This window comes from Clostridium sp. Marseille-P2415, from assembly GCF_900155545.1.
GTDB lineage: Bacteria > Bacillota > Clostridia > Lachnospirales > Lachnospiraceae > Lacrimispora.
In genome coordinates this window covers 2,032,682-2,048,550 of the sequence record NZ_LT732526.1, presented here as the reverse complement: position 1 = coordinate 2,048,550, position 15,869 = coordinate 2,032,682, and the positions used below count along the sequence as shown (strand labels likewise).

17 protein-coding genes, 2 tRNA genes and 1 pseudogene are annotated in these 15,869 nt (G+C 43.2%); 11 read left to right on the top strand and 9 right to left on the bottom strand.

Annotated features, from left to right (window positions below):
* Positions 1-5 precede the first annotated feature (5 nt).
* Positions 6-890 carry an ROK family protein gene (locus BQ9856_RS14305; protein WP_077611631.1) on the top strand — a complete coding sequence of 295 codons (885 nt, stop codon included), beginning with the start codon at positions 6-8 and terminating at the stop codon, positions 888-890.
* A 99-nt stretch (positions 891-989) separates the two neighbouring features.
* Positions 990-1,325, top strand: coding sequence for a hypothetical protein (locus tag BQ9856_RS14300; RefSeq protein WP_077611630.1), 336 nt, complete (start codon positions 990-992; stop codon positions 1,323-1,325).
* A gap of 106 nt (positions 1,326-1,431) precedes the next feature.
* Here the strand turns inward: BQ9856_RS14300 and BQ9856_RS24890 are convergent, their stop codons facing one another.
* Positions 1,432-1,578 (bottom strand): hypothetical protein, encoded by a 147-nt coding sequence (locus BQ9856_RS24890; protein WP_200801314.1) that lies wholly within the window; start codon positions 1,576-1,578, stop codon positions 1,432-1,434.
* 111 nt (positions 1,579-1,689) lie between these two features.
* Here BQ9856_RS24890 and BQ9856_RS24885 point away from each other — a divergent pair, with 111 nt between their 5' ends.
* A complete protein-coding gene (locus BQ9856_RS24885; protein ID WP_200801313.1) occupies positions 1,690-1,842 on the top strand; it encodes a hypothetical protein in 153 nt (50 codons plus the stop codon).
* A 598-nt stretch (positions 1,843-2,440) separates the two neighbouring features.
* Complete coding sequence (locus BQ9856_RS14295; RefSeq protein ID WP_077611629.1) at positions 2,441-3,355, top strand: DUF2935 domain-containing protein; 915 nt, start codon at positions 2,441-2,443, stop codon at positions 3,353-3,355.
* Between the two features lie 89 nt (positions 3,356-3,444).
* Here the strand turns inward: BQ9856_RS14295 and BQ9856_RS14290 are convergent, their stop codons facing one another.
* Positions 3,445-3,906 carry a cupin domain-containing protein gene (locus BQ9856_RS14290; protein WP_077611628.1) on the bottom strand — a complete coding sequence of 154 codons (462 nt, stop codon included), beginning with the start codon at positions 3,904-3,906 and terminating at the stop codon, positions 3,445-3,447.
* An 84-nt stretch (positions 3,907-3,990) separates the two neighbouring features.
* Positions 3,991-4,680, bottom strand: a complete 690-nt coding sequence (locus tag BQ9856_RS14285) for a LytR/AlgR family response regulator transcription factor (protein ID WP_268875617.1) — start codon at positions 4,678-4,680, stop codon at positions 3,991-3,993.
* Between the two features lie 203 nt (positions 4,681-4,883).
* Between BQ9856_RS14285 and BQ9856_RS14280 the strand changes: the two genes are divergently transcribed.
* Positions 4,884-5,555, top strand: coding sequence for a helix-turn-helix domain-containing protein (locus BQ9856_RS14280; protein ID WP_077611626.1), 672 nt, complete (start codon positions 4,884-4,886; stop codon positions 5,553-5,555).
* 663 nt (positions 5,556-6,218) lie between these two features.
* Here BQ9856_RS14280 and BQ9856_RS14275 read toward each other — a convergent pair.
* The 3 genes from BQ9856_RS14275 to BQ9856_RS14265 all read right to left on the bottom strand — a co-directional run bounded on the left by BQ9856_RS14275 (position 6,219) and on the right by BQ9856_RS14265 (position 7,208).
* A tRNA-Val gene (locus BQ9856_RS14275) sits at positions 6,219-6,291 on the bottom strand.
* A gap of 55 nt (positions 6,292-6,346) precedes the next feature.
* On the bottom strand, positions 6,347-6,994 hold the full coding sequence (locus BQ9856_RS14270; RefSeq protein WP_077611625.1) for a CatA-like O-acetyltransferase: 648 nt from the start codon (positions 6,992-6,994) through the stop codon (positions 6,347-6,349).
* 140 nt (positions 6,995-7,134) lie between these two features.
* Positions 7,135-7,208 (bottom strand) — tRNA-Pro (locus tag BQ9856_RS14265).
* Positions 7,209-7,337: 129 nt separating this feature from the next.
* Between BQ9856_RS14265 and BQ9856_RS14260 the strand changes: the two genes are divergently transcribed.
* From BQ9856_RS14260 to BQ9856_RS14250, 3 genes are all read left to right on the top strand, one after another.
* Positions 7,338-8,120: a Cof-type HAD-IIB family hydrolase gene (locus BQ9856_RS14260; RefSeq protein ID WP_200801312.1), complete on the top strand. Its 783-nt coding sequence runs from the start codon at positions 7,338-7,340 to the stop codon at positions 8,118-8,120.
* Between the two features lie 63 nt (positions 8,121-8,183).
* Complete coding sequence (lpdA, locus tag BQ9856_RS14255) at positions 8,184-9,617, top strand: dihydrolipoyl dehydrogenase (protein WP_077611624.1); 1,434 nt, start codon at positions 8,184-8,186, stop codon at positions 9,615-9,617.
* A complete protein-coding gene (locus tag BQ9856_RS14250; protein WP_077611623.1) occupies positions 9,614-11,401 on the top strand; it encodes an aminopeptidase P family protein in 1,788 nt (595 codons plus the stop codon). The genes lpdA and BQ9856_RS14250 overlap by 4 nt, the downstream gene beginning before the upstream one ends.
* Positions 11,402-11,477: 76 nt before the next feature.
* Here the strand turns inward: BQ9856_RS14250 and BQ9856_RS14245 are convergent, their stop codons facing one another.
* Positions 11,478-11,816: a helix-turn-helix transcriptional regulator gene (locus BQ9856_RS14245; RefSeq protein WP_077613383.1), complete on the bottom strand. Its 339-nt coding sequence runs from the start codon at positions 11,814-11,816 to the stop codon at positions 11,478-11,480.
* Positions 11,817-11,990: 174 nt separating this feature from the next.
* On the opposite strand from BQ9856_RS14245, the gene BQ9856_RS14240 reads away from it, so the two are divergent.
* Complete coding sequence (locus tag BQ9856_RS14240; RefSeq protein WP_077611622.1) at positions 11,991-12,890, top strand: GGDEF domain-containing protein; 900 nt, start codon at positions 11,991-11,993, stop codon at positions 12,888-12,890.
* Between the two features lie 110 nt (positions 12,891-13,000).
* On the opposite strand, the gene BQ9856_RS14235 is transcribed toward BQ9856_RS14240, so the two are convergent.
* Complete coding sequence (locus tag BQ9856_RS14235) at positions 13,001-13,582, bottom strand: prolyl-tRNA synthetase associated domain-containing protein (RefSeq protein WP_077611621.1); 582 nt, start codon at positions 13,580-13,582, stop codon at positions 13,001-13,003.
* Positions 13,583-13,821: 239 nt separating this feature from the next.
* On the opposite strand from BQ9856_RS14235, the gene rlmD reads away from it, so the two are divergent.
* Together rlmD and BQ9856_RS14225 are read left to right on the top strand one after the other, a co-directional pair.
* Positions 13,822-15,084 (top strand): 23S rRNA (uracil(1939)-C(5))-methyltransferase RlmD, encoded by a 1,263-nt coding sequence (gene rlmD / locus BQ9856_RS14230; protein WP_442855532.1) that lies wholly within the window; start codon positions 13,822-13,824, stop codon positions 15,082-15,084.
* A 16-nt stretch (positions 15,085-15,100) separates the two neighbouring features.
* Entirely contained in the window at positions 15,101-15,310 is a 210-nt protein-coding gene (locus BQ9856_RS14225) for a DUF7695 domain-containing protein (protein WP_077611620.1), read from the top strand.
* Positions 15,311-15,543: 233 nt separating this feature from the next.
* Here BQ9856_RS14225 and BQ9856_RS24990 read toward each other — a convergent pair.
* Positions 15,544-15,869, bottom strand: a pseudogene (locus BQ9856_RS24990) (hypothetical protein); the annotation flags it as partial.

Below are 15,869 nucleotides of genomic sequence, written 5' to 3'. Positions count from 1 at the left end.
ATGATATGAGACTTGGAGCATTAGAGGCGGGCGGCACAAAGATGGTCTGCGCCGTAGGCAATGAAAACGGTGAGATATTTGAACGCGTTTCCATCCCCACGGAAACACCGGAAATTACCATGCCGAAGCTGATCGGGTATTTCATGGAAAAGGAGATCAATGCCCTTGGAATAGGCTGTTTCGGCCCCATTGATTTAAACAGAGGCTCTGATACTTATGGTTACATCACTACCACGCCGAAGCTTGCGTGGATCAATTATAACATTGTAGGCGCCTTTCGGGAAGCCCTTAAGGTTCCGGTCGGGTTTGATACGGATGTAAACGGATCCGCGCTGGGAGAAGCTACCTGGGGGATCACAAGAGGGCTTGATAACAGCATGTACATAACCATTGGTACCGGCGTCGGGGCGGGAATCATTGCAAATGGGAAACTGCTTCACGGTATGCTGCACCCGGAAGGCGGGCATTTGCTGCTTTCTAAGCATCCGGGAGATACCTTTGAAGGAGCGTGTCCTTATCATAAGACCTGTCTGGAAGGCCTTGCTGCAGGACCGGCCATAGAGGCGCGCTGGGGGAAAAAGGGCGCAGAACTGGCCGGTCGGAAGGAAGTATGGGAGTTGGAGGCATTTTACATCGCCCAGGCCCTGGTTGATTATATTATGGTTCTTTCCCCGCAGCGCATTATCCTGGGCGGAGGCGTCATGCATCAGGAGCATATGATGCCTCTGGTAAGGGAAGAGGTAAAGCGCCAGCTGGCCGGATATATTAAGACAAAAGAGCTTGAGGATATAGAACATTACATTGTCCTTCCAAGCTTAAATGATGATCAGGGCATTATGGGAGCCTTAAAGCTGGCAATCGACGAATACGAACTGGAAAACAGAGGATAATTGCCATTTTTCTACTAGTGAAATTCCATTTCCTGTATGTTATGATACTTTTTGTAACAGAAAAGTAACAATTACGTAACAAATAAGGAGGATATTACCATGAGAAAATTACCAGTATTCGTATTAGCAGCAGCTACCGCACTTACCGTAGCAGGTGTCCCAATGACCGCTCAGGCAGCCACCTGTCCGTTGTCATCCAATAACTTCAGTACATCAAGCTGCTTTGGACAATCTGGAGATATCAACAGCATTTTAAGTAAGCTTGGCTGTAAAAACGGTACGACCTGCATCACTGGTACTAACTGCACAAAGGGATCCAACTGTTCTGGCAGCAACTGCTCAAGCAGCAAGAACGGCAGCTCCTGTTCTAAGACCAAGGCAGCAGCCACAAACAATACCCGTCAGTGCAATTCCATTTCCAAATGCTGGAAATAATTATTTTTACGTTTTTTAATGGGTCGGACCGTTCTGGTTCGGCCCATTTATCATGAAAAACAGCCATAAAACCGGTCCCGGTTTGTGGCTGTTTTTGGGAAAAATGTTATTTTCCTTCGTCTACGATTTCCTCCAAAATACGGATCAAATCATAAATGGTATTAATTTGAACATTCCGTTCCAGGATTTCATTTTTTAGATCAATCGAAAGAGTTTCGAATTTTGCCTGGACTGCCGGAGCTATATATGACATAGTCATCACCTCTTTTTTATAGTGCGCAGCCGAAGAGCGGATTATGCGTGAAAACTGTGATTTTACATAAATCTTTTCTCTTTCAGCCATACTAATCCTGAGGTGATGGAAATGAAAAAGGATGAACAGGAAAAGCTGAACCGGAAAAAGTCAAATGAAATGTTTAACAGCATAACGCAGAAGGTTAAGCCGGAGAACCAAAACCAGACCCATAATTCCCGCCGGGAAGGTATGGGTCCCAATACCAAAAGAAAACCGGGCTGATTCTTTTAAGGGGTGGAAACCAGAATGACATGGTTTCCACCCCTTTGAGGTATCATACTTATGATCGGGCAGTTTTACAGAACCTCTTATCAAATTAAAAGTTAAGATCAGACAGCGCATAATATGAGTTGTTTGTCATTGGTAATACTGTAAAGCGGCGGCTATGCGTTTCCAAAGCTCTCCTTCCTGCATTTCTCTGATAATCCGTTCTGTAATAATAATATATGTATTGATAAAAAAAGTGTGAACAAGCTGCAGGGAGTGCATTGGGGATGGACGGAAGCAGAGCAAAGGAGAACTTCCGCCCGTATGATGACACATATATAATAACGGAAAAATTTCAGTTTTGTGACGCAAATTAAAAAACTTATCATTATTTAACCGGAGACTTACATATGAGCGAGGTTTTCAAACAACCGAAGTGTTTAAATTGTTGTGCATGCAGTGGAATCCTTATTATGAGAGCGGTGATTACCTGGAACGGGGCAAATATTGTATAATAATCATGGATAAACAGTATCACATGTACAGTGGCAGGAGTATTATATTTATATACTACTTTTCCTATTTAAGGGAAAAGTTTTTAGGAGGTACAACTATGCTTTCCAAGTGTGAATTTATCACACTATCCTTAGACTTAAATATTTTTTTCTTAAGGATTATGAAGGAACACTCATTATTTCTGGAACTTGGATTTACTCCAAAAGATATGAAGGCAGCTTCGGAAGCCAGGAAATTAAGAGATAGCTTTGATAATCTTCTCTCAGAGGCAGTAGAATTAGCCTGTGGTAATGTCAGCCGGCAAGCGGTAGCGTCAAATCAGTTTGTAACCAGATTTACTGTTAATGCAGAAAAACTTACAAATTTCTACACCGGGGTTCCGATCAATGTTGATCTGACCCGTAAGGAATTAATGTTAACGCCTGGCACAGGCTGCATGCATTCGTTAGAAAACAACGTCGACAGTCTCAACCGCAAAGCATATCGTCTGACGGCTTCTCTTGTAAACTTTAAGGAGAGGTTACTTTGCAATGTATTATCCTGTAAGATGTTTACCTTTAATTACCCGCTTTTAATAGAACATATACTGAGAGAAGCCAGGCTGTTTATGAAAATGCTGGTTGATTTAAGCGAAAGAAGGAATATCGTAAGACCGAATGATTTGATTAATCTGGAAGAATTCTGGAACCGCCAAATGGCAGAGCATGCAAAGTTTATTGCAGGGCTGCTCGATCCGAGTGAAGAAGAACTTATTGATACTGCAAGATTATTTGGGAAAGAATTTGATCAATTGACAATTGAAGCAAAACAGGCCACAAAGAAAACGCTTGATGATACAGACGCTACGTCAGATAGCATTGAAGCAATGCTGCGTTTACAAAACTTTAAAACTGCTGGTACGCAGGGCATATTGAACTGTAAGATCAGATCAATCATAATTCCATTGCTTGCAGATCACGTGCTGAGAGAGGCCAACCATTATTTATGTGTTCTGGGCGTATGCAATGCATGACAATTCAATGGAAATCTTTATTCCTCCGCAAAAAAGGAGGGGCCGGCAAGATCGTGGGAATCCTGCCGGCTGTATGAAAAAAGTTTTATTTAAAAGCTGTTCTGCAAGGTGGAATCAGGGGTTCTCGTCCTCTGAACCGTATTCCATGCATAATTAGGAGGGGCATAGAAAGAGGATATTTTAAGTGGTACATTACCGATATTAAGGATGTTATGCCATATGCCAGCCGGTACAAAAACTACATAATTAGTAAATGCGAGATATTGTCCGTACAATGAGAATTTATCTTCACCCAGCTGAACTAAGCCAAAACCTTCTTCTATTCGCAAAATCTGATCGTGATCAGGGTGGACTTCCATACCGATATTCTCATGGACAGGAATGCTCATGAGAGTGACCTGTAAATGGGATCCTGTCCATAAGGCCGAACGAAAGTTATCGTTTTGTTGTGCTGCTTTGTTAAGATCAATAATAAAAGGGTTCGGGCCATAGTCAAGAGGGAAGGTTGGTATGTTAATAGCATCTTGATTTGAGTTTTCAGAATTAGGCATGAGATTAATCACCGTTTTTATGTTTTATATTAATATATGTTTCATATAAAAACGTTGTTATCAAAATTTAGGAATTTCAGAAAATTACACCCTCAATTTCTCTTTAACTACCTTCAAATATTTACGGCTTATTGTAACGCATTTACCATACTTCAAAGTGACTTCGTTTTTATGAACCTTGTCAATATATTTGCTATTTATAATGGTGCCTTGATTAATCTGCCACATGAAATCATCTAATTTTGGTAATAAATTTTTAATTGATGTATAAATAGAAAATTCGTGTTCTGATGTTTTGATATTACATTTATTTTTATACTTTTCAATATATAAAATGTTATTTTGGCATATTCTTTTTTTATCCCTGTGTACATTGAAAGTCAAAGCCGTGTTATGGTTTTCCTTGTAAGCCTGTACAATCGTGATAACTCTTCTAAAAACATATTTGAAATCGTAGTATAATATGGGTTTAATGACATATCCGGCAGCACCAATTCGAAATGCATCTAAAGCATAGGATTTATTGAAAGTCAGAAAAACTATTTCGATATTCTGATTTAAAGACTTTAACTTTTTTCCAATGGTTATACCATCTATTTCCGGCATATCTGTTTCTAATAATACTATATCAATATTGTTTGATATGGCATGCTTTATAATTTCTTTCGATTTATTAAAAATTTTGACATCAAGATGAATGTTTAATTCATGTGATATCTCGCATAGTAATTTTTGTATTTTTAAATCTATTTTGTTATTATCGCAAACACAAATATTAAATATTTTTCCGCCCCCCTTGCTATGGATATAATATCACAATCAATTCATGCTTTTTTTGCTATGTAAAAAAAGGAAACTACATGTAATTTTTTCTGTTTTATGAGAAAAGCAACCTGCAGTTTACAAATGCGCGCGTTAGTTGGTTGATATTTATGTTTAGCAGACTTATAATTACACAATAAAAAGGAGCGAGAGGAATGACAAAAAATATGAATATTGGTGATAAATTAAGTTATCTTAGAAGAAAAGAAGGATATACTCAGGAACAGATTGCAGAGGTATGTTCGGTTAGCCGTCAGTCGGTTTCAAAATGGGAAACGAATGCAGTATATCCAGAGCCAGAAAAAATACTTATTCTTAGTAAATATTTTAATGTTACTACAGATTATTTAATGGATGACACATCCGATAATGTAAATGAAAAAGTAAGTGACAGTCGAATAAATGAGGATACGTATACTTCCTGCTTTAATAAGGTATGCAATATCGAATTAAAGGGCTGGGATACTCCATATCTGGAAGTTATACCGATTGCAGATAAAGAAAAAGTGCTCTTTTTTCAAAGTAAGTTTCAAAAATTAGGCTGTATCAGAAAAGAGTATATTGATTCTTTTTTGGTTCTTAGAGATGACTGTGGAGCAACAAGTGTTTCTATTAGAAGTAACAAACAGAACCCTTTTTTGGAATTCGTCGATAAAAAATGTACGATTCAAATGCATAGCCCGGGAATTAAATCATTTATATTCGATGATGATGGATATCAAGGTGTGATAATCAAGTCTTGTAGCGAAACGTCTTTGACCATTGAGGAGAATGGAAACGTGCTATCGATACCGATGGAGAAGATTGCTGGAATAGAAGAGATTTAGATGATATTAGCCGCCAGTTGATTTCTGGCGGCTAATACTATAAGGTCTTTTTAATAATTTTTGAAGATAATTTCAACGGACCGGAAGATCCAAACTACTGCGTTTTGCGATTTAAGACAGATCGTTACAATCTACTTGTTGATTGGAAGGAAGCAAAGGGTACTTTATTAAGAGATTTTTGATTGGCGGCTCCACAAATACGGGAACAGGCAACACGATGCAATTTTGTTTGCCACCCTTGAGGGAATTGTACTGGTAAATCGATGGTATTGCACATAAACGGGTCCTTTAATAATTATAAACGTATAGCCAGCTATCAATATTCGGTAGTTGGTTTTTTGTTGCCATAAATCAGATAAACTGAAATTTCATTGATAAGTGATGATATAAAGAAAAATGCCCCAAAAATGAATTTTGGGACATTTTTCGAACTAAGATGTTTAAGCTGTTAACAATACTTCGCTAACAGCTAACTGTTATTTCCGCATTGCCATCCATAGCTTGACACCTCCGTTTATAATGATGTGTTATTGAACACAATATTATTATGAGCATAATCTGAAAAAATATTATGGAAATATATGGAAAATTAAGATTTTATGGATTGCTGTACATTGGAAACTTAATATTGATAGTTAAGCATTTACCAGGGTTTATAAAAAATGGAGACAACAGGACTCGAACCTGCGACCCTCTACACGTCAAGCAGATGCTCTCCCAGCTGAGCTATGTCTCCATAAAAGCATTGTAACTGAAAACCTGAAAAAAGGCAAGAGGAATTATTCCATAAATCAGAAGTCCTGCGTTAACCAATCCGCTTGATCGCACCTGTTCTGAAGCCCGGTGAAAAATTTCGATATGTGGTATCCATCCATGAGTGCGTGATTGGCAAGGACCGATACCGGTATTTTAAGGCAGCCTTCCGATTCAAAATACTTTCCCCATGTAATGCGGGGATTGCTGTCTGCCGGCATTGGCACCGGCTGGATAATGGCTGTATAACTTGTCCATGGAATGCTGGAAAAGAAAAAAAGCTGATCTTCATTTCCGCCGTCGGTAATGGTCTGCGCCCGTTTGGCTTCCTCCTGTTTTAGTTTTGCATCCGTTAGATAATCCGGAAATGGAAGCCGGTCATCTGCAGTGCAATAGCAATAGCTTTCATTTTCTAATGCAAGGGTATAGGAGGGGATGCAATGGTCATACTCGATAATTCTGTCTTCATGGAGACGGTGGCGGAATTCCGGGATGGCGTTTGCACTCCCCGCCGCTGCGTAAAGAAATGTTAAATAAAAGGACAGTCCTTTTTCCTTTATGCATTTCATCAGATATGTAATATCAAGATTTACGGTCATTCCTACATATGGATAAGCAAAATTGCGAAAAAGGTCAAACTGGCCTTTGCGCAGATAGTGTTCCATGTCAAGCTCATGATAACTCATAAAAATACCTCCTGATTTTATAAGCTGATTATAGCATAAACCCGGCAGGAATGAACATTTAAATTGTATGTTTCTCCAATAAAAAATACCGGAATCCTTATCTGTATAGGGATTCCGGTAAGAATCATGTGTTTTGCCAATCGGAGTAACAGGATTTGAACCTGCGACCTCTCGGCCCCCAGCCGAGCGCGCTACCAAGCTACGCCATACTCCGTTCTCTTGACACTATGACATTATAGCAGAAAGTTTTGAATTGGTAAAGTATATTTCTTGAAAATTTTTCAAATTTAAGATATTATGGTAAGGACAAGATAATTTCAGGAAGAATAAACAGGTGAAATAGATGAAGTCAATCGTAAGCTTTGATGTAGACATGACATTGATAGACCATAAGGACTGGATGATTCCGGACAGCGCTTTGGAGACCATAGAAAAGCTGCGGGAGAATTATATCATCGTTCTGGCTACGGGAAGAGATATGGATTCCGCCTTCAGTACTGTGATACGGGATCAGATAAGGCCTGACGCGATCATTCATCTCAATGGGACCAAGGTAACCGTGGGGGATAAAGTTATTTATGAACACACTTTTGACAAGCATCTGCTAAAGCAGATTCTGGCTTATGCAGAGAAAACCCCATACAGCGTTGGGACTACCATCGGAGACCGGGATTACTATGTTCATCCGGAAGTGGTAAAAAAGCATGATGCCAGCCTTTGGGGAGAATGCGGAAGAAGATTTGAAGACCCGGGAAAGCTTGCGGAGTTGGAAGTGAGAACCATGGCCTATATTGGGAATGAAGAAGGAGCAAAGGCTATGGAGGAAGCGTTTCCGGAAATCCATGTACATATGTTTGCTGATAAACGGGGAGCGGATGTGGTGGAACGGAATGCAGGAAAAGCCATGGGCCTGGTAAGGCTTTGCGAGTATTACAGGATACCTCTTTCCGAAACCGTGGCTTTTGGAGACAGCATGAATGATTATGATATCATAAAAGCGGCCGGAAAGGGGATTGCCATGGGAAATGCCATGAATGAGTTAAAGAAGGCTGCCGATTATGTAACAGATTCCATTGATCAGGATGGAATTAAGAATGCCTGTCTGCATTTTGGGCTGATCCGGTAGACAGGCGGAAAAAATGGGACAGGGCCTGAAAGGCCGGAATCCAGGTGAAATGGGAGGATTCAAATGGCATTACATTATGATATCATAGTGGTCGGCGGCGGGCCGGGCGGATATACCGCCGCCCTAAAAGCAGCAGGACTGGGCCTTAAGACCGCTTTAGTAGAAAAGCAAAAGCTGGGAGGAACCTGCGTCAATAAGGGCTGCATTCCAACAAAATCCCTGCTTCATGCTTCCAGCATTTTTGAGGCCCTTCGGAACAGCGATGAATTCGGGGTATCCACGGATTTTATTTCCTTTGATTTTAAAAAGATGCAGAATTATAAGAAACGTTCTGTAAAGGCGTACCGCAATGAGGTAAAGGAACTTGTTGCGGCATCCGGAGTCACCGTCATTTATGGGACAGCTACCATACGCCGTGGACACACCATAGAGGTTAACGGTCCGGAAGGCAAGGATTATTATGAAGCGGATCATATCATTATCGCCACCGGAGCCAGGCCGGTTACATTAAAGATACCGGGAGCAGACCTTCCGGGAGTATTGACCAGTGACCGCCTTTTGGCCTCTGATACATGGAATTATGACCGCCTCACCATTATCGGAGGAGGGGTGATCGGGGTGGAATTCGCCACCGTTTTCAATGCCCTCTGCTCCCATGTGACCATACTGGAGAGCAAAGAGCATCTGTTAGGGCCCATGGATTCCGAGGTGTCACAGGCCCTTCAAGAGGAACTGAGCAGAAAAGGGATCACCATATACTGCAATACAAGAGTAAAGGAAATACGGGAAGAGCTAAACCAGGGGCTGGTCTGTGTCTTTGAAGTCAATGGGGAGGAACAGGCCATCCGTTCCGGCCAGGTTCTGATGGCTGCGGGACGGACTCCCTGCATGGAAGGACTGATCGGCCAGGATGTGGAACTTGAGATGGAAAACGGACACATGAAAGTGGATTCTGAATTCAGCACCAGTGAACCGGGGATTTATGCCATCGGTGATGTGGTAGCGGATAAGAAGCTGGCTCATGTGGCGGCTGCCCAGGGAACCTATGTTGTGGAAAAAATAGCAGGAGTACAGCACACCATCCGGCTTTCCGTTGTGCCAAACGGCATGTTTGTAAAACTTCCTGTGGTTCCCAGCTGCATCTATACGGAACCGGAGATCGCATCTGTCGGGATCACAAGGGAAGCTGCCATTGCCTGCAGCATGAAAGTGTGCTGCGGCCGTTATTCCATGAGCGGAAATGGAAAATCCATTATTACGAAGGAGCAGAGCGGTTTTATCCATCTGGTTTTTGAGGAGTATTCCGGTACGCTTGTAGGAGCTCAGATCGTGTGCTCCAGGGCGACCGATATGATCAGCGAGATGGCAACCGCGATTGCAAATGGGCTGACTGCAGAACAGCTTATGCTTGCCATGCGTGCCCACCCGACCTACAGCGAGGGAATAACGGCGGCCATAGAGAATTATTTTGAAACGAAAGGAGAGATTAAGCAATGATTCAGGAAAGATTGGAACAACTCAGAAGCCTGATGGCAGAGCGCCATATAGATGCTTATATGATCCCCACATCGGATTTTCATGAATCCGAATATGTAGGAGAATATTTTAAATGCAGAGAATTCATGACCGGATTTACAGGATCCGCCGGTACGGCTGTAATCACCAGGGATGAAGCCTGTTTATGGACTGACGGCCGTTACTTCGTACAGGCTGGAAAACAGCTTGATGGAACCGGTGTCATCCTTCAGAGGATGGGACAGTCAGGTGTTCCGGCGGTTGAAGAATATTTGGACCGGGTTCTGCCGGAAGGCGGCAGCCTGGGATTTGACGGACGGGTAGTGAACTGTCAGCTTGGACAGGAATTGGAAGAGCTGTTGCAGGAGAAGCATGTGACTTTATCCTACCAGGAAGATCTGGTGGATATTATATGGAAGGAACGTCCGCAGCTGTCGGCAGAACCGGTTTGGATTCTTGAGGAGAAATATGCGGGAAAATCTTCCGCCCGGAAGATACAGGAACTTAGAAGTCAGATGAAGAAGGAGAAGGCTTCCATCCATGTTCTCACCACACTTGATGACATTGCATGGCTTTTAAATATCCGCGGAAATGATGTGGACTGCAATCCGGTGGTCCTTTCCTATGCCATGGTAACGATGGACCGCTTCTATATTTTTATCAATGACCGTGCATTAAAAAAAGAAGTGAAAAACTATCTAAAAGAGCTGGAAGTTACCGTCTGCCCATACAATGACATTTACATGGCTGTAGGGCAGTTAAGAGACCAGAAGGTTCTATTAGAGACTGCTAAGACCAATTATGCCATTTATAGAAGCATCGATGGTTCCAACAAAATCATTGATAAGATGAATCCCACCGCACTGGCAAAGGCCATGAAAAATCCGGTAGAAGTGGAGAATATGAAAAAGGCCCATAAAAAGGACGGCACAGCCATGGTGAAATTCATTTACTGGCTGAAGCGGAATGTGGGCAGGGAGGTTATTACTGAGGTCAGCGCCCAGGAGCATCTGGATCATCTGCGCTCAGAACAGGAAGGAAACCTTGGGGTAAGCTTTGATACCATATCCGCTTACGGGGCCAATGCAGCCATGTGCCATTATAAGGCCATTGCAGAAAGTGATACGAAATTGGAGCCGAAGGGACTGTATCTGGTGGATTCCGGCGGACAGTATTATGAAGGAACAACCGATGTGACGAGAACCATTGCAATGGGGCCGTTGACAGAAGAAGAACGGGAGCATTTCACGCTGACCGTCATCAGCATGCTGCGTCTGGGAGCAGTAAAATTCTTGTATGGCTGCCGGGGGTTGACACTCGATTATGTGGCAAGAGAGCCATTTTGGAGCCGCGGCATAAATTTTGATCATGGGACCGGCCATGGAGTGGGCTATTTGCTGAATGTTCATGAGCGGCCCAACGGAATACGCTGGCGTATGGTTCCGGAGCGGCAGGATAACTGTGTTCTGGAGGAAGGCATGGTCACTTCCGATGAGCCTGGGGTGTACATGGAAGGAAGCCATGGTGTCCGCACCGAAAACCTGATTGTCTGCAAAAAGGCGGAAATGAATGAGTACGGCCAGTTTATGGAATTCGAGTTCCTGACCATGGTTCCCATTGATCTGGAGGCACTTGATAAGTCCATTATGACGGAACGTGACGTTCAGCTGTTAAATGATTATCACAAGGCTGTTTATGAAGCTATTTCTCCATATCTTTCGCAGGAGGAAGCTTTGTGGCTTAAGGAAAATACAAGAGCGATTTAACCTTATCAAGGAAGTCCCTGGCGAAGCGGATTGCGAATATCCGCTTGACGAAGTAAAAACAGGCAGAACCACAAATCTATGGTTTTGCCTGTTTTTGATTGTCCGCCTTTGCTCTGAGACGAAGCAGTATAGGGAAAACAGCCTCTAAATCTTCTTTGGTCAAGTCTTTCATCAGCGCAGCGGCCTCCCTTAGAAGAGGCTGTTCTTTTTTTTCTGTGTAAAAAAACTCTATGGGAGTAATCTCAAGATAATCGCAGATTTCAAAAAATTGTTTCATAGAAGGCATGGAGCGGCCTGAAGAAATGCCCTGGATATAGCTTTTGTTTTTCCCTAAGTCCAGGCTCATTTGATATTCGGAAATATCTTTTTTCAGGCGAAGCTCCGTGATTCTGTTCCTGACAAACTGTTCATCCATCATTATCACCTCTTGGTTAATCATAAAGGATATTTTATACAAACATTACGTATTATATGCGTAATAATGGCTGAAAAACAAGTTGCATATACGGATAAAAAGCGTTATCATGTATGATATACAAATGAAAATGATGCGGAATGAAGGATTCCAGAAGGTACAGGGGGAAGTATCATGACAGGAAATTCAGGAAGGCGGTTAGAAGGAAGGAGCACAATAAAAGGGCACGAGCCCATCCGTTTTAGCCAGACGGAGCAATTGTACAGGAACTTGAGTTTTTTTACGGATACGGTTATATTTGAATACTCCTATCCGGACAGGATAATGTATCTGTCACCAAATGCCGAGGGACAGATCGACCTTTCGGCTTTGGAACGGGTTTTTGCAAAGCACAGAGAGAATGCTCCCGGGGATGGGGAGATTCGGTCGTTTGAATTCTGTCTTGGGAAAATGGGAGAACCATATCACTGGTGCAGCTGCAAGCTTACCGCTCAATGGGGAGACCGGACACGCGGGCCGGTTAAGCTTATCGGAAAGCTTCAGGACATTACCGGGCTGAAAGCGAGGGAAGAACAGCTTTTACTTCAGTCCATAAAAGACGGTCTTACCGGTGTATACAACAAGACGGCTTTTGAATACCGGGTAGAGGAGAAGCTGAGAGAAGGGAGACGGGGCTGGCTTTGTATGATCGATATTGATAATTTCAAGGAGATCAACGACTGTTTCGGCCATCCGGCAGGAGACCGGATTCTGATGCAGGTAGGCGGAATGCTTTGCGACATTTACCCGGAGCCGGATCTGGTAGGAAGGGTAGGCGGTGATGAGTTTGTGATCTTTACATCAGATGCAAACGTACATGAACGGGCGGCAAATCTGTTGGATGAGGTAGAAAAAATAGTACCGGAAGAGGAGGGGCGTCTTTCTGTCAGCATCGGAATCGTTCCCAGTACGGGAAAGAGCGGAGAGGGATATCAAAAGCTGTTTTCCAGGGCAGACCGGGCCATGTATCATGCAAAGCAGGCCGGAAAGAACCGGATCGCTTTTTTTAAAGACAATATCTGGCATTTGACTTAGGGCATAACTGTAAAATAACAGAAAGAAAATGGGGCAGGAGATGAAGATCCTGTCCCATTTTGGTGCCTGGTAAAGGTGGTATTGCGGTTAGCGGCAGAAGGGCAAAGCGCTTAATCCTGGCTCAAAGGAAGATCTACCAGGGTATATTCATAACCGATGGCTGGGAGAAACTTGTCCAGAAGGTCTGCTGTCTTAAGCCTTAAGCTGGAGGTATTTATGCAGGGATGGCAGCCGAAAAACTCATGGGAAATCACATCCTTATCGATTAGCAGCCTGACGCGGCGGTTTTTATCGTTCATAAGCCCCAGTACGGAGACGGAGCCTGGAGTAATATCCAGGAATTCAGCCATAAATTCCGGTTCTGCAAAGGAAAGTCTGGCAGATCCGATCTGTTTTGAGAGAACAGCTGTGCGGAATTTTTTCCCGCCTGGCAGCAGAAGAAGATAGAAATCGGTTTTTTGGGCATTGCGGAGAAATAAATTCTTGCAGATATCAATATCCAGCAGTGCATCAATATCCCGGCATGCCTCAATAGTGGGGAGCGGTGAGTGGTCCAGCCGGCTGTAGGGAATTTTCAGTTTGTCTAACAGGTCATAGGTGCGGATTTCTTTCGGGAGACGCCCGGCGGTATCCGCGGGGCGCCCGCTATAGATGGTTCTGTCCAGGTAAAAAGTATCGCATATCTCAGCCATGATGTCACACTTCCTTTTGTCTTCTTAGGATTTATTATATCCGGGTGAACAGAAATTGCAAGTATTTTTTGAATGGAGGCCGGATTTCTGTGGTTTTCCCGGGAAGAATGTATTATAATAGCTGTGAATATCAGAGCAGACGAAAACCCCGGCAGTTAAACAGGAATGAAAATGGTTTTACTGAATTGCCGGGCATTGTTATGGAAAGAGATCAGAAATAGAAGAGGTGGAATGGAGTTATGATAGATAACCGGTTAAAAAAAGAGAGATTTCGTGATAACAGGGAAGTGCGGAAGAGTGAAAGCGGGAAAAGGGAGGTACAGAACGGTAAGGACCGCAGCAGGGAACCCGGGAAGCGTTCTTCCCAATGTCCGGTGTCCCATAAATGCGGCGGCTGCCAGCTTTTGGACATGCCTTATGAGAAACAGCTGGGACAGAAACAGAAGCAGCTTGAGAAATTACTGAAGCCTTTTTGCAGTGTAGCGCCGATCATTGGAATGGAGAATCCCTACCATTACCGCAATAAGGTCCATGCGGTGTTTGATCACGACAGAAAAGGCAATCCCATTTCCGGCGTTTATGAGGCGAATTCACACCGGGTTGTTCCGGTGGAAAGCTGTCTGATCGAGGACCAGAAGGCAGATGAGATCATCGGGACCATCAGAGGTATGCTCAAATCCTTTAAGATACGCACCTATGATGAGGATACCGGGTACGGGCTGCTGCGCCACGTTCTCATCCGGCGGGGATATGTTACCGGTGAGATCATGGTCGTCCTGGTAACTGCTTCACCGGTATTCCCGTCAAAGAATAATTTTGTGAAGGCATTGCGGGAAAAGCATTCGGAGATCACTACGGTCATACAGAATGTGAACGGACGGGTGACCAGTATGGTACTGGGGGATAAGGAGCATGTATTATATGGAAAGGGATATATTGAGGATATCCTGTGCGGTTTTCGTTTCCGCATCTCTTCCAGATCCTTTTATCAGGTGAATCCGGTACAGACAGAGGTCCTTTATAAAAAGGCGATCGAGGCCGCCGGGCTTACCGGCAAGGAGCGGGTGATTGATGCTTACTGCGGAATTGGCACGATTGGGATCGTTGCCAGCAAGCAGGCAAAAGAGGTTATCGGCGTAGAGCTAAACCGGGAAGCGGTCCGGGACGCAGTGGAAAACGCCAGGATCAATGGAATTAAGAATGCCAGATTCTTCTGCAATGATGCAGGGAAATTCATGGTGAATATGGCGGAGAACGGGGAGCATGTGGACGTGGTGTTTATGGATCCGCCGAGGAGCGGGAGCACGGAGGAGTTTATTGATTCCGTAGCAAGGATGAGGCCGGAAAGGGTTGTCTATGTGTCCTGCGGGCCGGAGACGTTAGCAAGGGATCTGGGGGATTTTAGGAAGAAGGGGTATGAGGCGAAGAAAGGGTGGGGGGTTGATTTGTTTCCTTGGACGGGGCATTCAGAAGTTGTAGTCCTGTTGCAACGGAAAGGATAACGCAAAAGAGATGAGCATGAGCGATATCAAGAAGCTAAAATGGGAGAAAATATTGAAAAATAGTATACAATGTAAATACTGCGGTGATATTATTGAATCAAAAACTGTGCATGATTTTGTAACGTGTTCTTGTGGCAAATGCAGTGTAGACGGAGGCAAGGAATATTTACGTCGGTCGGCCGAGAAAGGCAGTTATGTTGATTTATCAATAGTTGAAAATGAATAAAGGTTACTTTGAGGCGTAAGAGTTTTTTACTTTTACGCCGTTTCTATATTATTAAGTCACAAAAAGGAGTTGAATGATCTCTCGGAATCTTGAGGGATTATGCCGGTAGGGCTGGCAAAGTGAACTTTGATAAGTAAATATTATCCAGATGAGTAGAAAAGTAATGGAAATTTCGAAAAATGGGCATGAGAAATAGACATAGCTGCCGCTATGGTTTAAAATAGAGATGCAGATTATGCGACCTGCAAAATAAGTTTTTTGAGATCTGACTCGTAAGGCAGATCCCATGCATCGAGATGCTGTAACATCACGATGTGATAGAGGCGGCAGTACCACATCTTAGTAGAGCGGTGTCTGCCGTTTTCTAATAAGAAGTCTAATTTCTCACGTTTATTGGAACGTTCTACAGAAGTTCTTGCATGATACTCAGTTTTCCATTTTTTACTATCCCTTGGAGGTATGTTGATTAGTCTGGGATTGTCCTTCATAGCCAGATGAACTGTTCTGCCATACTTGGAATCAGAACAGGGCTCTTTACATGAACAGCCATATTTTCTAC